This is a genomic window from [Pantoea] beijingensis, assembly GCF_022647505.1.
Taxonomy (GTDB): Bacteria; Pseudomonadota; Gammaproteobacteria; order Enterobacterales; family Enterobacteriaceae; genus Erwinia; species Erwinia beijingensis.
In genome coordinates this window covers 2439293-2454779 of record NZ_CP071409.1, presented here as the reverse complement: position 1 = coordinate 2454779, position 15487 = coordinate 2439293, and the positions used below count along the sequence as shown (strand labels likewise).

The 15487-nt window shown below is 49.4% G+C and carries 17 protein-coding genes and 2 tRNA genes; 9 read left to right on the top strand and 10 right to left on the bottom strand.

Annotated elements, in window-relative coordinates:
• Positions 1-2: 2 nt before the first annotated feature.
• On the bottom strand, positions 3-449 hold the full coding sequence (locus J1C60_RS11150; protein WP_128177603.1) for a YccF domain-containing protein: 447 nt from the start codon (positions 447-449) through the stop codon (positions 3-5).
• 144 nt (positions 450-593) lie between these two features.
• Here J1C60_RS11150 and helD point away from each other — a divergent pair, with 144 nt between their 5' ends.
• Positions 594-2648 carry a DNA helicase IV gene (gene helD / locus J1C60_RS11145; protein WP_128177601.1) on the top strand — a complete coding sequence of 685 codons (2055 nt, stop codon included), beginning with the start codon at positions 594-596 and terminating at the stop codon, positions 2646-2648.
• A gap of 106 nt (positions 2649-2754) precedes the next feature.
• Here helD and J1C60_RS11140 read toward each other — a convergent pair whose 3' ends face one another.
• Together J1C60_RS11140 and J1C60_RS11135 are read right to left on the bottom strand one after the other, a co-directional pair.
• Entirely contained in the window at positions 2755-3216 is a 462-nt protein-coding gene (locus J1C60_RS11140) for a methylglyoxal synthase (protein WP_128177600.1), read from the bottom strand.
• A gap of 89 nt (positions 3217-3305) precedes the next feature.
• Positions 3306-3950, bottom strand: a complete 645-nt coding sequence (locus tag J1C60_RS11135) for a DUF2057 family protein (RefSeq protein WP_128177987.1) — start codon at positions 3948-3950, stop codon at positions 3306-3308.
• Between the two features lie 328 nt (positions 3951-4278).
• On the opposite strand from J1C60_RS11135, the gene J1C60_RS11130 reads away from it, so the two are divergent.
• Positions 4279-4695: a CoA-binding protein gene (locus J1C60_RS11130; protein WP_128177598.1), complete on the top strand. Its 417-nt coding sequence runs from the start codon at positions 4279-4281 to the stop codon at positions 4693-4695.
• Positions 4696-4804: 109 nt separating this feature from the next.
• On the opposite strand, the gene hspQ is transcribed toward J1C60_RS11130, so the two are convergent.
• Both hspQ and rlmI read right to left on the bottom strand, forming a co-directional pair.
• A complete protein-coding gene (gene hspQ / locus J1C60_RS11125) occupies positions 4805-5122 on the bottom strand; it encodes a heat shock protein HspQ (protein ID WP_128177597.1) in 318 nt (105 codons plus the stop codon).
• Between the two features lie 61 nt (positions 5123-5183).
• Positions 5184-6374, bottom strand: a complete 1191-nt coding sequence (gene rlmI, locus J1C60_RS11120) for a 23S rRNA (cytosine(1962)-C(5))-methyltransferase RlmI (protein ID WP_128177595.1) — start codon at positions 6372-6374, stop codon at positions 5184-5186.
• 161 nt (positions 6375-6535) lie between these two features.
• On the opposite strand from rlmI, the gene yccX reads away from it, so the two are divergent.
• A complete protein-coding gene (yccX, locus tag J1C60_RS11115; protein WP_128177593.1) occupies positions 6536-6829 on the top strand; it encodes an acylphosphatase in 294 nt (97 codons plus the stop codon).
• A 2-nt stretch (positions 6830-6831) separates the two neighbouring features.
• On the opposite strand, the gene tusE is transcribed toward yccX, so the two are convergent.
• Both tusE and yccA read right to left on the bottom strand, forming a co-directional pair.
• Positions 6832-7158, bottom strand: coding sequence for a sulfurtransferase TusE (gene tusE / locus J1C60_RS11110; RefSeq protein ID WP_128177591.1), 327 nt, complete (start codon positions 7156-7158; stop codon positions 6832-6834).
• 231 nt (positions 7159-7389) lie between these two features.
• The gene (gene yccA, locus J1C60_RS11105; RefSeq protein ID WP_128177590.1) at positions 7390-8046 is read right to left on the bottom strand and encodes an FtsH protease modulator YccA; all 657 of its coding nucleotides are present in this window, start codon (positions 8044-8046) and stop codon (positions 7390-7392) included.
• A 288-nt stretch (positions 8047-8334) separates the two neighbouring features.
• Between yccA and J1C60_RS11100 the strand changes: the two genes are divergently transcribed.
• From J1C60_RS11100 to agp, 3 genes are all read left to right on the top strand, one after another.
• A tRNA-Ser gene (locus tag J1C60_RS11100) sits at positions 8335-8422 on the top strand.
• A 218-nt stretch (positions 8423-8640) separates the two neighbouring features.
• A tRNA-Ser gene (locus J1C60_RS11095) sits at positions 8641-8728 on the top strand.
• Positions 8729-9135: 407 nt separating this feature from the next.
• A complete protein-coding gene (gene agp / locus J1C60_RS11090; RefSeq protein ID WP_182611429.1) occupies positions 9136-10698 on the top strand; it encodes a bifunctional glucose-1-phosphatase/inositol phosphatase in 1563 nt (520 codons plus the stop codon).
• 67 nt (positions 10699-10765) lie between these two features.
• On the opposite strand, the gene J1C60_RS11085 is transcribed toward agp, so the two are convergent.
• From J1C60_RS11085 to wrbA, 3 genes are all read right to left on the bottom strand, one after another.
• Positions 10766-12142, bottom strand: a complete 1377-nt coding sequence (locus J1C60_RS11085) for an NAD-dependent succinate-semialdehyde dehydrogenase (RefSeq protein ID WP_128177586.1) — start codon at positions 12140-12142, stop codon at positions 10766-10768.
• A gap of 73 nt (positions 12143-12215) precedes the next feature.
• Positions 12216-12446 carry a YccJ family protein gene (locus J1C60_RS11080; protein WP_128177584.1) on the bottom strand — a complete coding sequence of 77 codons (231 nt, stop codon included), beginning with the start codon at positions 12444-12446 and terminating at the stop codon, positions 12216-12218.
• A gap of 18 nt (positions 12447-12464) precedes the next feature.
• Positions 12465-13064, bottom strand: a complete 600-nt coding sequence (wrbA, locus tag J1C60_RS11075) for an NAD(P)H:quinone oxidoreductase (RefSeq protein WP_128177582.1) — start codon at positions 13062-13064, stop codon at positions 12465-12467.
• A 506-nt stretch (positions 13065-13570) separates the two neighbouring features.
• Between wrbA and J1C60_RS11070 the strand changes: the two genes are divergently transcribed.
• From J1C60_RS11070 to rutR, 3 genes are all read left to right on the top strand, one after another.
• Entirely contained in the window at positions 13571-13735 is a 165-nt protein-coding gene (locus J1C60_RS11070; protein WP_128177580.1) for a con-10 family general stress protein, read from the top strand.
• A gap of 149 nt (positions 13736-13884) precedes the next feature.
• Entirely contained in the window at positions 13885-14847 is a 963-nt protein-coding gene (locus J1C60_RS11065; protein ID WP_128177579.1) for a DMT family transporter, read from the top strand.
• The gene (gene rutR / locus J1C60_RS11060) at positions 14844-15479 is read left to right on the top strand and encodes an HTH-type transcriptional regulator RutR (protein ID WP_128177577.1); all 636 of its coding nucleotides are present in this window, start codon (positions 14844-14846) and stop codon (positions 15477-15479) included. The genes J1C60_RS11065 and rutR overlap by 4 nt, the downstream gene beginning before the upstream one ends.
• The last annotated feature ends 8 nt before the right edge of the window (positions 15480-15487 follow it).

The window sequence follows — 15487 nt, the reverse complement described above, 5'->3', positions numbered from 1 at the left end:
TTTTAATTGAAACGGCGACGTGCGTTTGCTTCACGAGCGACTCTGGCTTCTTCGACGGATACAACACGGCGACCGACGGGCCACAGTGCGATGGCTGCAATTTTAAAGTTTGCAATACCAACCGGAATGCCAATTAGGGTGATGCACTGTGCGACACCAATCATTATATGGGAAATACACAGCCACCAGCCGAAGAAGATAAACCACAAAATATTAAGCAGAGTTCCCCCCGTATTCATCAGCACATTTTTGCCTTGCGGGTTAAGATCATCAACGTGTATCGCTTCATTGCCAAACGGGAGCAGTGATAGCTTCGTAATCTCCCAGCAGGAGCGCGTAAGCGGCAATGTAAAAATCAGGATAATGCTGACCAGCGTAGCCAGAAGCCAGGAGAGCGTAGTAAAAAAGCCGCCGAGAACAAAGTTGAGAATATTAAGTACGGTACGCATAAACGACATCCTTCCCTTAAATAAGTGAGCGAAAGCGGCAATCAGACAATTCGTTGATTGTAACGTGTTTTAACGGTGGAGCGGTAAACTCCTGACCGGTAAACTACCTAACGAATAATAAACGTGCAGCCAGGGTCGAGCCGAATGGAACTTAAATCAACGTCGCTGGGTAAACATCTGGCACAACATCCCTATAACAAGGTGCGACTGCTAACGGCGGGCGTCGAGGTCAGTGGTGAAAAACACGAGTATCTGATCCCGTTCAATCAACTGCTCTCCATTGAATGTAAGCGTGGGCTGGTTTGGGGGGAGCTGGAGTTTAGCCTGCCAGAGGGCAAAGTGGTGCGTTTACACGGCACTGAATGGAGTGAAACGCAGCGCTTTTACCATTATTTGACCAAAGTGTGGCAGGCATGGAGTGACGAGATGAGCGACGTTAGCGCGCAGGTGCTGCAGGAGGTCATCGACACACTTGAGAACGTTGAGCAGCAGGATAAGTGGTTGCGGCGTAGTGAGCTTAGCGAACTTCGGCGCACGATTAATCGTGCGTTTGACGCTTTGCCGCTACCGGTAGAGCGTCTTGACGAATTTGACCATTGCCGTGAAGCCTGGCATACCTGCTTGAACTGGCTTAACGAGGGTGAATCGCTGATGGCAAGGCGTAACGACGAATGGAGTGCCCGGATGCTGAAACAGTATGCGGATTTTTTCAGTCGTGTTGAAACCTCGCCACTGAATATCTCTCAGGCACGCTCAGTGGTTAACGGTGAGGATGCATTGCTGGTGCTTGCAGGAGCAGGGAGCGGCAAAACGTCGGTATTGGTGGCGCGTGTCGGGTGGTTGTTAATGCGTAAGCAGGCGGTTCCGGAGCAAATCTTGCTGCTGGCATTCGGACGCCGGGCAGCAGAAGAGATGAATGATCGGATCCAATCTCGTCTCAGCACTGAGGGGATTCAGGCCAGAACTTTTCATGCGTTGGCATTACATATTATCCAGCATGGCAGTAATAAATCCCCGGCGATTAGTAAGCTTGAAACCGACAGCAAGCACCGGCGTAGTATGCTGATTACTCACTGGCGGCAACAATGTAGTGAGAAAAAAGCACAGGCTAGTGGCTGGCGCCACTGGTTGCAGGATGAGTTGGGTTGGGAAGTGGAAGAAGAACAGTTCTGGAAAAATGATAAGCTTGCGCAGCGAGTAGCCGGTCGGCTGGAACATTGGCTGGGATTGATGCGAATGCATGGCGGAGCACAGGCGGCGATGATTGATTCAGCACCAGAATCCGTTCGTGAGTTGTTTTCGAAGCGAGTGAAATTAATGGCACCGCTTCTGAAGGCCTGGAAGACGACACTGAAAGAAGAGGGGGCTGTCGATTTTTCCGGGCTGATTCATCAGGCGGTGAATATTCTGGAGAAAGGTCGTTTTATCAGTCCCTGGAAACATATTCTGGTCGACGAATTTCAGGATATCTCACCGCAAAGAGCTGCTTTGCTCGCAGCATTACGTAAGCAAAATAAACAGACGACACTGTTTGCCGTTGGTGATGACTGGCAGGCAATCTACCGATTTAGCGGTGCGGAAATGGCCCTGACTACCGATTTCCATCACCATTTTGGTGAGGGTGAACGCTGCGTGTTGGATACCACATATCGTTTTAATCAGCGTATTGGTGAGATCGCGAACACCTTTATTCAGGAAAATCCACATCAGCTGCGCAAGCCACTCAACAGCCTGACAAAAGGCAATAAAAAAGCGATTTCTCTACTTCCAAACGATCAACTGGACGCATTGTTAAATAAAATCAGCGGCTATGCTTTGACGGAGGAACGCGTACTGCTTCTGGCGCGTTACCATTATTTGCGCCCGGAAATACTGGACAGGGCCAAAACACGCTGGCCAAAACTCACGATTGATTTTATGACGATACATGCCAGTAAAGGGCAACAGGCTGATTTTGTGATTATTCTCGGATTGCAGGAGGGTAAAGATGGTTTCCCTGCGGCAGTACGAGAATCGGTGATGGAAGAGGGATTACTCCCGCAACCGGAAGATTTTCCCGATGCGGAAGAACGGCGACTCGCTTATGTGGCGATAACCCGGGCAAAGCAGCAGGTCTGGTTATTGTTTGATCGCCAGCAGCCTTCGGTATTTGTGGAACAATTCAAACGCCTGGGCGTACCGATACTACGTAAGCCATAAAAAATAAAAGTTTTGAGATGAATAAAACCAGAGAATGTGGGGTAGGTAACAAGGTGGGCCATCATGGCCCATCATTCGCTGTTTCCCAGCCAGGCGAGCGCCTAAATTAAGCGTTGAGGCGCTGCTGTAGATAACGCGGATAATCAGGGATCTGGATATCTACTTCATGGGCAAATAGTGGAGAGTGGATAATGAAGTCCGCGGTAGAGCGGTTGGTAGCCACCGGAATATTCCATACGGTAGCCAGACGCAGTAGGGCTTTGACATCGGGGTCGTGCGGAACGGCGTTCAGAGGATCCCAAAAGAAGATCAGCAGATCGATCTTTCCTTCAGAAATAAGAGCACCGACCTGCTGGTCGCCCCCCATCGGTCCGCTGAGCATGGCGTTCACCTCTAATCCTGTTTCACGCTGAATCAAATTGCCGGTGGTGCCGGTGGCATAAAGTTCATGAGGCTCAAGCGCATGCTTGTGTGCGTCAACCCATTGCAATAGCGAGGTTTTACAGTGATCGTGTGCAACTAACGCAATATGTTTTAATGCCGGAAGTGTCCGCTGGGTCTGCTCCATTAAGCCATCCTGATTTTGCATAGAGTAATGAACGTAAAGACAAGGTAGTTATCCGCGTCATTGAGTTTACGGCTGCCAAATGGTCAACATCAACATGCCCGCAGCGCCTTCATCCATAAAATCAGACGTTGGCGAGTTGCCGTATCAACCTGATGATACCAAAGCTGTAGCAAACGCTCTGCGGAAGAGGCATTTGACGCTATATCTGTCGGGAAGAATCGCTGAACATGTGTAATCGATTGCGGGACAGCAAAGCGAGGAACAGAAGCGACTTTCTGATCGCGGTTATAGGCAACCATTGCCTGTTCCACATCCACATCGGGAGCAAGCATCAGGCGATCGCGTTTGGTGGCGAGCACGTTATTACTTTCATCGACTAAATGAAAGGTTGGGGCTTTATTAAATATCTTACCATCGCGCAGGTTATTCAGTGGCGGTAACTGAATCGAGACGGATTTCACCTGTGTGTCAAAGGTGACGATGAGTGGAACAGAGACGTAAAGTTTCTCCACGCTATGTGGAGGTTGATGCAGCGTTTTTTCTACACGGAAAAGGAGTTGGTGCTCACCGCGTTCCAACTCCAAACCTTCCGCCCCTCTTAACAGAGAACCAGATATTTTTCGCCCATCAAGCACTAACAGGTCGATTTCAGGTGCCAGCTTAAGCGTGGTTGCCTGGCAGGAAGCAGCAACCAACAGGGCAAGTAAACCCGACAGGACCAAATGCAGTTTCATCATCACTCCATGGCGCGAAAGACAACTATATCATTGTACTCCCGGCTATATTCAGTCACCCGGTCACTTACCTGACCTGAGGAAGTTCCCGTGGATTATGCGCCTTCGGCGCTCACTCCGGGCCAATGCTTGCTGTCGCCCAGCAACGCGAATTATTTTGGGTATATAATGCGGCGTATGTATCAAATTCTTACATTATGGCAGCTTATTAACATTTAAACATATTTATTCGTGCTATGAAGCTAGAAAGTAAAATGAAGCAAATCAGTTCCTTCATCAAGTGGCAGATCGCCTAAAATTGTGGCAGGCAACATAAGCGGAGAAGGATATGAACGATACAAAAATTGCAGAGGTTTTGCAGAAAACAAAAACGATTGCGCTGGTAGGCGCAAGTGATGATCCCACTCGGCCAAGCTACGGTGTCATGGCTTATCTACTGGCACAGGGATATAACGTAACGCCGGTTAGCCCTAAATTATCCGGACAGACGTTACAGGGACAGAAGGTCTATGACACGCTGGCAGCGATCCCATACCCGGTGGATATGGTTGATGTTTTCCGCAATCCTGAAGCGGCTTATGGCGTTGCGCAGGAAGCGATTGCGATAGGCGCCAACATACTCTGGCTCCAGTTGGGTGTAATTAATGAGCAGGCCGCGGTACTGGCTGGAGAGTCAGGGTTGACCGTAATTATGGATCGTTGTCCTAAAATCGAGATCCCCAGACTGGGGTTGGAAAAAAAATAAAATTATATGATCGCGGCAACGGTAAGAATGGCGGCACGCAAAGCGTGAGTCCGGCATCTGAGTCTTAAGCGTGTCGGTAAATAAAAAAACCCCGCTTCGCGGGGTCTTATCAGAGGCGTAGACGGGGAGCCTGCAATTGCTTACGAATAGACGCAGCCAAATCATCAAGCGAAGGTTGTTCAGGATGCTCCCCCTGCATTTCCCACGCCAGTTGTGCTTCAGCAAGGTAGGTATGAACCGCTGTGCCATCATCGTCTTCCATCACCACGTGGTACCAGGGCGCGGTACGAAGCGTTTCACTTTCCGCCACTTCATTAACTGCGGGTTCATCCAGCGAATATTCCGGGTCGACATCCACGACCACCCCCAGAAAGCCCAGCAGCTTATGCCGGACCTGTTGACCGATACCAAATTTACTGGCAATCATCGCGACCTCCTGAAAAACGTTGCTCTTTTTTCAGAATGGGGGCGATTTCAGCATTTTCAAGTCACAGCACGCGACAGGCAAAGCCTTTCAGGTACATACCTTCCGGATAGGTTGCAATGACCGGATGGTCAGCGGCCTGACGGAACTGTTCTATAAACTGTACATCACGGTGGGCATCTAATGCGGCATCAGCGATAATTTTTTGAAATAAATCAGTTGCCATAAGCCCTGAACAGGAAAACGTGAGCAGCATTCCACCAGGGTTCAGCAACTGCATCGCCAACATATTGATGTCTTTATATCCGCGGCACGCACCTGCCAGTTGATTCTTATTTTCGACAAATTTAGGGGGGTCCATTACGATCAGATCGAATTTCTCTCCGCTATCGCGATAGGTGCGCAGCAGCTTGAAGACGTCATCGCGCAGGAATGTTGCTTTGTTGACATCTAACCCGTTCAACTCAATATTTTGACGTGCAACATCCAGTGCGGCTTGTGATGTATCAACACTGACGACTTCTGTACAGCCACCGATCAAAGCAGAAACAGCAAACCCCCCCGTATAAGAGAAGCAGTTCAATACGCGCCGGTCTTTTGCATAGCGGCGGGTAGCAAAACGACTATCGCGCTGATCGAGGTAGTAACCGGTTTTATGACCGGTCTGTATATCTACCAGCAGCTTCATACCGTGTTCGGTAATCGGCAGGTGCTCAGGCGGGAGCTCACCGAGCACAACGCCCTGGGTCAACTCCAGCCCTTCTTTTTTACGTACGGACACATCAGAACGATCGTAGATTGCGCACTGAGGATAGCATTGTGTTAATGCGGCAATCAGCGGGGCACGTTGGTATTCTGCGCCAGCGGAAAGGAGTTGTAATACCAGAAAATTGCCAAAGCGATCGATAGTGATGCCGGGCAAACCGTCGGATTCGCCGGCGATCAGACGATAACTGTCGAGATTGTCACGTTCTGCGAGCCAGTCACGGAGATGCTGAGCAGACTGCAGGCGACGAACAAAAAAAGCAATGTCGATAGCTTCATCCTGATTCCAGCTCCAGACGCGAGCGCGAATCTGTGATTGCGGTGACCAGGCCGCACGTGCCAGCCACTTGCCCTGGCTGTCACATACATCAATGGTTTCACCGCTTTGTGCTTTACCTTCCAGGCGCACGACTGCTCCGGAAAAGATCCATGGGTGGCGACGGAGCAGGGACTTTTCGCGTCCCTTAGCGAGAATTAATCGAGCGCTCATGTTTTATGGTACTTATTCAATAGAAAGTTTGGCGCCATTGTCGGGTGCCCAAGAGCAAATTGCAATTAGCATAATATCGTACTGTCATTTCTTAGCCTGTGGGCGGTGAGCCTCTATACTGATGGGTATCCCATCAGTATTCATAGTCAACGGGAGGGGGTATGACTCAAGAAAAAAGCAGTAAAGGTTTAAAAATATGGGTGTACGGGCGCGTTCAGGGTGTGGGTTTTCGTTACAGCACGCAAGTGAAAGCGCGGGCATTGTCACTAAGAGGATATGCGCGAAATCTTGACGATGGCAGCGTAGAAGTGCTGGCCTGCGGTGATACCGCACAGATAAATGAATTGGTTGCGTGGTTAAACGCAGGCGGGCCGCATAGTGCCAGAGTGGATAAGATGTTGACCGAACCCTGGCATTCACAGGAAGAAGAACCGCACGACTTTACAACCGGCTAGCCTTACAGACATTTTACCGGCTTTGGCAGGCCAGCAATTTTTGTTGCCTGTTTCGCAGGACCTTCAGGAAACAGGCGGAATAAATAGCGGCTATTACCCTTTTCCTGACCAAATTTTTGCGCCATGGCTTTGACCAGCATGCGTACGGCAGGCGAGGTGTTAAATTCCAAATAAAATGCCCGCACGAAGTGCACGACTTCCCAGTGGGGTTCGCTTAGTTCAATCGCTTCTTCAGCGGCTAGTAGCAATGCAAGTTTATCGCTCCAGTCATCAATATTCTTCAAATAACCCTGAGCATCACGCTCAATCTCTTTACCTTCAAATAACACGCTTTTACCCCGTTAATCCGTATACGCACTGCATTTTATACCGACCGTGGGGTAAACGACAGCGGTGTTACGCATACCGGACCGGCTAAACGTTCGAAGGCAGGAATTTTGGCATAGTAAGGTTGCGTTGTTTTTGCCGACAAAATAAAGCTCCGCAAAGTTGCGGAGCTTTATCAATAAGAACCGTAACAACCAAGACAGTGCGTACTTTATGCAAATACGCCCTTGCGGTTAATTATTACGTGCAAACCCGAGAATACTCAGCAGGCTCACAAAAATATTGTAGAGGGAGACATACAGGCTGACGGTTGCACGAATATAGTTAGTTTCGCCGCCATGAATAATGTTACTGGTTTCCCACAAAATAGCGCCGGCAGAGAACAGAATAAACAGGGCGCTGATGGCCATATGTAGTGCAGGAATTTGCAGAAACAGATTCGCCACAACGGCAACCAGCAGAACCACAAAGCCTGCCATCATCATGCCGCCAAGAAATGACATGTCTTTGCGGGTGGTGAGCACATATGCTGAGCAACAAAAGAACACCAATGCGGTACCACCAAGGGCCAGTCCAATGACATCGCCCATGCCTGCTGATAAAAAGCTGTTAAGAATTGGGCCCAGGCAGTAGCCGAGGAAACCGGTAAAAGCAAAAGCGGCAAGAATACCCGTCGGGCTATTGGCCAGTTTATGTGTCAGAAACATCAGGCCATAAAATCCGACCAGCATCAGGATAAGTCCCGGTGCGGGTAATGCTAATACTGTGCTGACGGTGGCCGTTAACGCAGAGAAACTCAGCGTCATTCCGAGAAGGAAGTAGGTATTACGTAAAACTTTGTTGGTACTGATGAGTGAACTTTCGCGTGTAGACGAAACAATACGATCCATAAAGCGCCTCTTATCGGGTCACGACTATATCCGGAGCATAGAGAGTCAGAAGTATTGCTGAAAGGCGTTTTACCCTTCTTTACCTGGTAACTGGCTGAGGATAGCGCTGGAGTGTCCGTTTCGGGTTGGCGTGCCGTAGCGTGTTGCCAATGCGCCTGTTTTTTGTGGAATATATAAACGACATGGTGAGAATAACGGCAAATGAAAATGTTTTGACTGTTTTTCATCCGAATGAATCAGCACGGCCTTTACATCGCTGACAGGGATGTTTATAGTGCGCGTCATTGCGGAGGGGTGGCCGAGTGGCTGAAGGCACCGGTCTTGAAAACCGGCGACGGGAAACCGTTCCAGAGTTCGAATCTCTGCTCCTCCGCCATCAAATTCAACGGGTTAGCTTAGGCTAGCCCGTTTTTTTTCCTTCTACCTTTTCCCCGTTGTTTATCGACGTCACGTTTGGCAGGTTTTATTCTTTGTAATATCTTGATGCAACGCTAATTATTTAACTTTGTGCCAACAATGCTCATAAAATCAACAAACTATATCAAAAAAAAAGTTGGCAGCGCGATAAAGATCTTGTATAGTGCGCGTCATTGCGGAGGGGTGGCCGAGTGGCTGAAGGCACCGGTCTTGAAAACCGGCGACGGGAAACCGTTCCAGAGTTCGAATCTCTGCTCCTCCGCCATCAAATTCAACGGGTTAGCTTAGGCTAGCCCGTTTTGCTTTTTGATTTTCCTGTCTGCCTCCGCAGCCTGTTTCCTGCTTGTCTCATTATGCTTGCCTTACCTCTGGAATCATCAACTCCATCTGCCTCCTGGCCGCTTATTTTCCCATTCGACAAGGAAATGGGGAACATAGTCCTCTTCATTGAGTCTGAAAGACTATCAGGTTGCTTTCAAACAACTAAAGCCACTAAACCGCAGGGGTAAGAGTCTGCTATATTGCTAACACTGATCTCCACTGCACATACCTGGCGTTTATGTAACGGAGCAGGGTTAAGATGTTCCAATGCCTATGCAGTCACAGGACTACGGCCTGGCAGTGAAATCGATCGCTGGGATATTCATCATCTGAATCAATGGAATACACACAATGATCAAAAAGTACACCCTCTGCGCGTTATCCGTACTCGCAGCTTTACCCGTGGGTTTTTCTGCTCTGGCCGCTGATGGCGATTTGCAGTTGCAGCAAGTATTAATCATGAGCCGTCACAATTTGCGTGCACCGCTGGCCGATAATGGCAGCGTGTTGCAGCAGTCGACTAAAAAGGCCTGGCCTACATGGGAAGTACCAGGAGGGCAACTCACGACTAAAGGTGGGGTGCTTGAGGCCTATATGGGCCATTATACTCGCGAATGGCTGGCGCAGCAGGGCGTGGTCAAAAGCGGAGAATGTCCGGCGTCCGATGATGTTTTTGCTTATGCAAATAGCATACAGCGTACTGTCGCTACCGCGCAGTTCTTTGTTACTGGCGCTTTTCCTGGCTGTGATATTGCGGTGACACATCAGGATGAAATGGGGGCGATGGATCCGATTTTTAATCCGGTAATCACTAACGGCAGTGAAGACTTCAACAAAAAGGCGCTGGCTGCGATGAATGCAGAAGGCGAAAAATTGAGCCTGAAGCCCGCTTTCCAGCGTCTGGACAGAATTATCGATTATAAAAACGCACCGGCTTGCAAAGATCAAAAGCAGTGCACATTGAGCAGTGATAATCAGAATAAATTTTCAGCAAATAGTGGTGAAGAACCCGGTGTTTCAGGCCCCTTAAAAGTAGGGAACTCGCTGGTTGATGCTTTCATGTTGCAATATTATGAAGGTATGCCACTGGAGCAAGTTGCCTGGGGACAAATCAAAACGCCTGAGCAGTGGAAAGAGTTGTCTGCGATCAAAAATGGTTATCAGGATGCGTTATTTACCTCTACAGAAGTGGCGCGTAATGTTGCCGCACCGCTGGTGGACTACATTCGTAGCCAACTGGTTGACCAGGACAAAGCGAATGCACCTAAAGTGATACTGATGGTGGGGCATGATTCTAATATTGGGTCGTTACTGACCGCACTGGATTTCAAACCTTATACGCTACCGGAGCAAAACGAAAGAACGCCAATCGGTGGGCAGATCGTGTTTGAACGTTGGCACGATGCGAAAAATAATAAAGACCTGGTAAAAGTTGAGTATGTTTACCAGAGCACGGAGCAAATCCGTAATACCGAACCCCTGTCGCTCAAAAATCCGGCAAAACGTGTGACGTTACAGATGAACGGTTGCCAGACTGATGCGAATGGTTATTGCTCATGGGATCAATTTTCTCAGGTACTGAATACGGCTGTACAAGGCACGCCACCGCAACAGGCGATGCCGGCTGCTGCTCCATCTGAAAATAATGATGCCAACGAGGCCGCTGATAAGGCCGCTGCTGAAAAAGCTGCGGCAGAAAAAGCGGCCGCTGATAAAGCCGCAGCGGATAAAGCCGCGCAGGCGAAAGCGGCTGAGGAGAAGGTGGTCGCGGATAAAGCTGCTGCAGATCAGGCGGCCAAAGATAAAGCGGCGGCAAGTAGTACGCAGCAGGACAAAGCGGCTCAGGCAGAGCCTGCTAAACCAGCCGAAGAACAAGCACAACCCACTCCAGAGAATGGGAATAAAGCGGCATAACTTATTGGATATGCCATGCATAAAAAGGCCGACATCATGTCGGCCTTTTTACTTAAGCTTGCAGGAGTCACGATGCCGCGACAACGACCAGCTTTTGGTTAACGAATTCTTTAATACCGAGGTCAGAAAGTTCACGACCATAACCTGAACGCTTAATGCCACCGAAGGGCAATTCCGCTGCGGTATCGGTCAGTGAATTGATATATACCATGCCGGTTTCAATGCGTGAGGCAAGTTGCTTACCGCGTTCAATATTGCCGGTAAAGATTGCTCCACCTAAGCCATAATGAGAATCATTGGCCAGTTTCACCACTTCATCATCATCTTTAACCACATAAACTTGCGCAACAGGCCCAAAGAACTCTTCAAAATACGCTGGATTATCACGGGAAATACCGGTCAGAATTGTAGGTTGGAAGAAGCAGCCTTCGCCAGCGACGGGGTTGCCACCAAAATGCAGCGTAGCACCGTGCTTAATCGCTGCTTTAACCTGTTCGGCCAGTCCATCGCGCGCACTGGCAGAGGAGAGTGGACCTAATGTGGTGGATGCATCCAGCGGGTCGCCAATTTTTACTGCATCAAATGCCGCGGTAAATTTTTCAAGAAAGCGGTTGGCGATTTTTTCATGCACAATAAAACGTTTGGCAGCGGTACATACCTGTCCGGCGTTGTTCAATCGCGCTGCTGCCCCCTGCTTAACCGCATCATCCAGATTGCAATCATCAAGTACGACAAAAACATCATTTCCACCGAGTTCAAGAGTGGATTTCTTCAGATATTTAGCTGCCTGGGATGCGACGGCACTGCCGGCTTTTTCTGAACCGGTAAGTGCTACGCCCTGGATGCGATCGTCTGCAATAAGTTCGGCAACCTGCTCGCTGGAAATAAACAAATTAGTCCAGGCACCTTCAGGCGCACCGGCTTCAAGCACCAGTTGTTCAAAGGTACTGGCGCAGTGCGGAACAATCCCCGCATGTTTTGCCAGCACCGGGTTGCCTGCCGCAAGGTTTGGCGCCAATACGCGCATCAACTGGTAAAAAGGGAAATTCCATGGTTCTACGGCAACCAGTACGCCAATAGGATGATGTTCAACCCATGCCTCCCCCAAATCTGATGGGTAACGCGTTGGCTGAAGAAAACGTTCGGCGTTTTCCGCGTAATAACGTGCAATTTGTGCACATAGCTTAACTTCACTTCGGCTCTGATCGATTAATTTTCCCATCTCGACACTGGCAATTTTCGCCAGCTCATCGACACGCCCATCGATAATGTCCGCCAGACTTTTTAGTACCTGGAGACGGGGCTGAATATCGCCTTTACTCCATGCGGATTGATAAAGCATTGAAGCGGTATCCAGTGCTTTAGCAACATAATGTTTATCGTGATCTGGCCAGGTTTTAATGAGTTTGTTATTTGCGGGATTGATTGTCTGATATGAAGGCATAAAAACACTCCTTGGTTATTTGCCAGAATACTGGCTAAAACAGGGGGAACGGGAGAAACGGTAAACTTAGCGTTCAAACGTTTTTTCGTTCAACGGATTTACCGTCCCAAGTCAGTAGGTCTTTATCGGTTTTCTCAAAGGCGCGTAGTAATACCTCGTCACTGCCTTGTTGTTCCCAAATCTGTTCGGCGAGTTTTTCGTCATAACTGGCTAATTCAAAAATGGCCTCGGCAATCTCAGTTGAGGTATGACGCAGGGTGGCCCATTCTCCTACACGGTGTGCTTTCGATTGTTGCGTTGCCATAATGTCTCCTTTACGCAATTATCCGTTGAGTTTATTCGCCAGTCCGGCGACATATTCGCCCTGATAGCGAGCAATATTCAGTTCGTCTTCGCTGGGCTGACGCGAACCATCGCCACCCGCTATAGTTGTTGCACCATAGGGCGTACCGCCCCGGACTTCCGATATGTCAAACATCTCTTTCGCCGCATAGCCGATAGGGACAATAACCATGCCGTGGTGAGCCAGTGTCGTCCAGGTCGATGAGATCGTATGTTCCTGGCCTCCACCCGTACCCGTAGAGCAAAAAACGCTTGCCAGCTTGCCGTACAGCGCACCCGATGCCCAAAGCCCTCCCGTTCGGTCGAGGAAGGTCCGCATTTGCCCCGCCATGTTGCCAAATCGCGTTGGCGTGCCAAAGATGATGGCATCGTATTGCGGTAACTCTTCCGGCGTGGCTTCCGGTGCTGTTTGTTGCGTTTTTCCGCCGACTTGAGCAAAACGCACCGCATCCATCGTTTCTGGTACGCGCTTAACGGTAACATCTGCACCTTTAACCCGCCGCGCGCCCTCGGCCACCGCGTTAGCCATGGTTTCTATATGTCCGTACATCGAATAGTAAAGTACTAAAATCTTTGCCATAGATTTACCTGCGACTCGCTGTTATGCCGGTGAAGAAAATAAGGGTGAGGTTATACCTGTCATTCTGCTTTACGTGGCGACTCGCTGTCCGACAGGTAATCAGCCTGGCAAACAGGGGACCGGGAAGAGTGCCTCGAATGCTGCGATTGTTTTGCCATGTTCACCCTCTGTAAATACTGTGTTTTGAGAAGCATGAAATTGAGTATAGAAGATATGCAACAGCTTGCCGGGAGCAAAAATGCGATAAGAAAATGTCATAATTTTTTCGTTAATGATTTTGATAACGCTTAGAGTGGGTTAAGACAAAACTGCTGCTGATAGCGTATTCACTGGTTTATTGTTTGTATCGAAATATAAATGGTGGGCAATGCCAGCGTATACCTGGCTAAACTTTATTCGTTGCTGGCTGCACGGGCTAAGGCTAAAAAAGACTTATGCGCGATGAATGAGCGTTTACCCATGCTACGGGCATGTTACACAGAATGATCGCTTATCGGAGGTAAGAAATGGCAGAGCATCGAGGTGGATCTGGTAATTTCGCTGAGAATCGTGAAAGAGCATCAGAAGCAGGCCGTAAGGGCGGTAGAAACAGTGGCGGAAATTTTAAAAATGATCCGCAGCGTGCGGCCAAAGCCGGTGAAAAAGGAGGACGCAGCAGCGGTAAAGCGTAATTTTTCGCAGCAGCGCATCGCGTAAACGTAAAAATGCCTCCCTGACCACCGGTCGGGCCCGGCGGTTGAAGTGGATTGGCCACAAGCCATTGACCTGTGTGATTCCCCCGCGCACACTAGCGCCCAAAATCTTCGCTCTGAGTTGCGGTATGTTGGCTTTTCTCTCTCGATACAAATTTGCTATTAAAAAGCAGGAAGGTGTTCTGCTCTTGATTACGATGATTTGGGGCGGGACGTTTCTCGTCGTTCATCATGCAATGACCGTGAGCGGTCCATTTTTCTTTGTCGGGTTGCGCTTTGCTTCAGCAGCATTATTGCTGGGGTTATTCTCATGCAAAACACTGCGCGGACTTACGTTGCCGGAGTGTATCGCCGGGGCCTTGATTGGTTTCTCTATCGCCTGTGGCTATGGTCTGCAAACATACGGACTGCAAACTATCTCCAGTAGCAAATCCGCATTTATTACCGCGATGTATGTCCCGCTTGTTCCGCTGCTGCAGTGGTTATTTCTCGGCAGAATGCCGGGGCTGATGTCGTGTATTGGGGTGGTACTGGCATTTCTGGGACTACTGCTGGTGGCCGGGCCTGAAAGTGGTACGTTGAAATTTAACCAGGGCGAAATCGCTACTCTCGTGAGTACGCTGGCTATTGCTGCCGAGATTATCCTCATCGGAGCCTGTGCAGGAAAAGTGGATGTCAAAAGGGTAACGGTTGTACAACTGGTCGTCGCGTCTCTTTGCGCATTCATCATGATGCTGCCAAATGGCGAATCGGTACCGGAATACTCGGCAACACTGCTTTTTAGCGCGGTGGGATTGGGAGGCGCTAGCGCCGTCATTCAGGTCACCATGAACTGGGCTCAACGGCACGTCTCACCTACGCGTGCGACAGTGATCTACGCAGGGGAACCCGTTTGGGCAGGTATTGTTGGCCGGGTTGCCGGTGAACGTTTGCCGGGCATAGCGCTGCTGGGCGGAGGGCTGATTGTACTGGGTGTTATTATCAGCGAGTTACGATTTAAAAAAGATAAGGTGAGAGAAGCGCCACCTGAACAGCAGGACAATCCGTTTGTTACTCTATCCCGGCAACTGACTGATAAGGAATCTGAGTGAAGCCACAGGAAAAACACCCTACACGGCGTTCCCGGGCCGTTACGGCCAAACGTGAAGCGATATTAAAGGCGGCATTAGCCCTTTTTTCGCAGTTTGGTATGCACGGTACGAGCCTTGATAAGGTCGCTGAGCGTGCAGAGGTTTCTAAAACCAATCTGCTTTACTATTTCCCTTCAAAGGAGCGGCTCTACGTTGCGGTGCTTAAAGATATCCTTGATGTCTGGCTGGCGCCGCTACGCGCGCTACAAGGCGCTCTGCAACCGCTGGAAGCGATACGTCAATATATTCGACTAAAGCTGGAGGTTTCACGGGATTACCCGCAGGCCTCCCGGCTGTTTTGCCTGGAGATGCTTCAGGGGGCGCCACTTTTAAAAGGCGAGCTGGAAGGAGAGTTGAAAACATTAGTCGATGAGAAAGCCGCAGTAATTGAAGAATGGATAAACCAGGGGCGTCTGGCAGCGGTCCAGCCTCATCATTTCATTTTTATGTTATGGGCGACCACACAGCACTACGCGGATTTTTCGACCCAGGTAGAAGCCATCACCGGTCAGACGCTCACAGATGAAAACTTTTTTGAAACTACGTTAGAAAATATCCAGCGTATGGTGATTGACGGTATCCGTACCCGTTAAACATGGGT

Bases quoted from the DNA above. Each gene is read 5' to 3' on its own strand.
- J1C60_RS11140 (WP_128177600.1), bottom strand. From the start codon at position 3,216: ATGGAGCAGACCCAGCGGACACTTCCGGCATTAAAACATATTGCGTTA.
- J1C60_RS11085 (WP_128177586.1), bottom strand. From the start codon at position 12,142: ATGCCTTCATATCAGACAATCAATCCCGCAAATAACAAACTCATTAAA.
- hspQ (WP_128177597.1), bottom strand. From the start codon at position 5,122: ATGATTGCCAGTAAATTTGGTATCGGTCAACAGGTCCGGCATAAGCTG.
- helD (WP_128177601.1), top strand. From the start codon at position 594: ATGGAACTTAAATCAACGTCGCTGGGTAAACATCTGGCACAACATCCC.
- J1C60_RS11135 (WP_128177987.1), bottom strand. From the start codon at position 3,950: ATGAAACTGCATTTGGTCCTGTCGGGTTTACTTGCCCTGTTGGTTGCT.
- J1C60_RS11150 (WP_128177603.1), bottom strand. From the start codon at position 449: ATGCGTACCGTACTTAATATTCTCAACTTTGTTCTCGGCGGCTTTTTT.
- J1C60_RS11065 (WP_128177579.1), top strand. From the start codon at position 13,885: ATGTTGGCTTTTCTCTCTCGATACAAATTTGCTATTAAAAAGCAGGAA.
- J1C60_RS11080 (WP_128177584.1), bottom strand. From the start codon at position 12,446: ATGGCAACGCAACAATCGAAAGCACACCGTGTAGGAGAATGGGCCACC.
- J1C60_RS11070 (WP_128177580.1), top strand. From the start codon at position 13,571: ATGGCAGAGCATCGAGGTGGATCTGGTAATTTCGCTGAGAATCGTGAA.
- yccA (WP_128177590.1), bottom strand. From the start codon at position 8,046: ATGGATCGTATTGTTTCGTCTACACGCGAAAGTTCACTCATCAGTACC.
- agp (WP_182611429.1), top strand. From the start codon at position 9,136: ATGATCAAAAAGTACACCCTCTGCGCGTTATCCGTACTCGCAGCTTTA.
- J1C60_RS11130 (WP_128177598.1), top strand. From the start codon at position 4,279: ATGAACGATACAAAAATTGCAGAGGTTTTGCAGAAAACAAAAACGATT.
- yccX (WP_128177593.1), top strand. From the start codon at position 6,536: ATGACTCAAGAAAAAAGCAGTAAAGGTTTAAAAATATGGGTGTACGGG.
- wrbA (WP_128177582.1), bottom strand. From the start codon at position 13,064: ATGGCAAAGATTTTAGTACTTTACTATTCGATGTACGGACATATAGAA.
- rlmI (WP_128177595.1), bottom strand. From the start codon at position 6,374: ATGAGCGCTCGATTAATTCTCGCTAAGGGACGCGAAAAGTCCCTGCTC.